The organism is Bacillus sp. CR71 (assembly GCF_003429245.1).
In the GTDB taxonomy this organism is placed as follows: Bacteria; Bacillota; Bacilli; order Bacillales; family Bacillaceae_G; genus Bacillus_A; species Bacillus_A thuringiensis_S.
The window spans coordinates 2,717,623-2,719,407 of record NZ_CP031748.1 but is presented as its reverse complement, the minus strand read 5'-3'; the positions used below and the strand labels follow the sequence as shown (position 1 = coordinate 2,719,407).

Below are 1,785 nucleotides of genomic sequence, written 5' to 3'. Positions count from 1 at the left end.
GATTCGATATTATCCTAAACACGAAATTGGTTCACAAGTAATTGGGTATGTAGAAAATGACCTTAATTCAAAGCATATGCTTGTTGGAAAAAGTGGGATTGAGCTGCAATATGAAAATGATTTAAAAGGAAAACCAGGAAAAACTCTTATTTTTAAGATTGGTAATAAAAAGTTCTTCTGGAACATTCAAAACGTACAAAAAGGAAAAGATGTCCGGCTAGCCTTAGACTCTAAATTGCAGCAAAAAACAGAGGAAGCATTAAGATCTCAAATTAAGAAAATACCTGATGCTAAAGCTGGTTATGTTGTAGTGAGCGATGTAAAAACTGGCGCAATTTTAACTATGGCCAACTCGGCAGTATTTAATCCAAATACACACGTATCATCTAAAAATGAAAACTTTAAATCACTTTCGCAAAATAAAACAATTCAAAAATTAAAGTATGGTGAATCTTATGTAAATATGTCCTCTACTATAAAGCCGCTTACTATTTTAATTGGATTAAGCGAAAAGCTTTTTCAACCTGAAGATACTTATTTAGATAAGGGTACCTTTCAGTATGATAATCAAAATAACATTTCGAATGCACCTGGAACGCCAACAGGTGAGATTACACCAAGGCAGGCTATTATTAATTCATCTAACACATTTATGACAGCAAAAGTAGCTCTGCCCTTATTCAACCAAAATAATGGGAATATAGAAAAGGTGGCACATATATGGACAGATTATTTAATGCAATTCGGCCTACGTTCTAAAACCGGGATTGATTTACCCTTTGAAGAATACGGGCAATATGAATTCCATCCATCTAATACGTTTGAAAAGGGAATCTCCGCTTTATTAAATGCCTCTTGGGGAGAAAATGAAGTGCATACCCCCCTTCAACTCGCTCAATATGCAGCAACTTTGGCAAGTAAAGGCGACAAATATAAACCTCAAATTGTAAGTGTGATTATTGGTCAGGACGGTAAGGAAACAAAAAAGTTTAAACCCATTTTAGAAAGTTCAAATCGTTATCCTATGGAATTTTGGAGTGTCTTGCAAGGTGGAATGAGTCAGAATATAGAGGAGATTAAAAATTTACCCTTTCATGTCGCAGGTAAAACGGGTAGTACAGGTTCTCCGAATGAGCAAGAAAGAATGATAAATCATTCTCTTTTCATTTCATATGCTCCTACCGAAAATCCACAAATCGCCATTTCTGTCGTTATTCCTGGTAGTAATTCAGAAAAAAACATTGCCGCTCTCGTTACAGCAGAAGTTTTAGAGTTCTGGCATACACTTCAATAAGAAAATAAAAACAAAGAGGAAGGTTCATTAAAGTAAACCTTCCTCTTTTACCATATAGAATCTATATTTATTATTTTCCACATACCTTCATGATCCTTTTCGAACACAAATGAATATTTAATATCCGTTAAAACATACTCTTTTTGTACATACCCAGTATTACCGTTAAATGTCGATATTTTCATATATTCATCATTCTGCACTTTTTCTGGAATCCAAGCTTTTACAATTTCATTAGATACTTCATATAAAATTTGTGATTCTCGTTTTGGTTCAGCTAAAATTTTCGTTTTATTTCCAGTAACAGTTACATATATATAATGGTCTCGCTTTGATTGGTTACTTTCTGTCATTCCACTTGGTACTTTATATACTTTCTTTGTATCATTTGCAAACTCTCCCCCCATTGTAAGGGCGACTTGCAACTCATGAAAAATATCTTCATCAAACTTCAGTTCATCCTTCTTATAACTCTTCCCTTTAAATAGAAC

The 1,785-nt window shown here is 33.8% G+C and carries 1 protein-coding gene and 1 pseudogene; one reads left to right on the top strand and one right to left on the bottom strand.

All coding sequences use genetic code 11. The features are described from left to right. Positions 1 to 1,294, top strand: a 1,294-nt coding sequence (locus tag DOS87_RS13580; RefSeq protein ID WP_208730363.1) for a peptidoglycan D,D-transpeptidase FtsI family protein, incomplete at its 5' end; no start/stop codon positions are given. Between the two features lie 47 nt (positions 1,295 to 1,341). On the opposite strand, the pseudogene DOS87_RS13575 reads toward DOS87_RS13580, so the two are convergent. Next, a pseudogene (locus tag DOS87_RS13575) lies at positions 1,342 to 1,785 on the bottom strand (SH3 domain-containing protein); the annotation flags it as partial.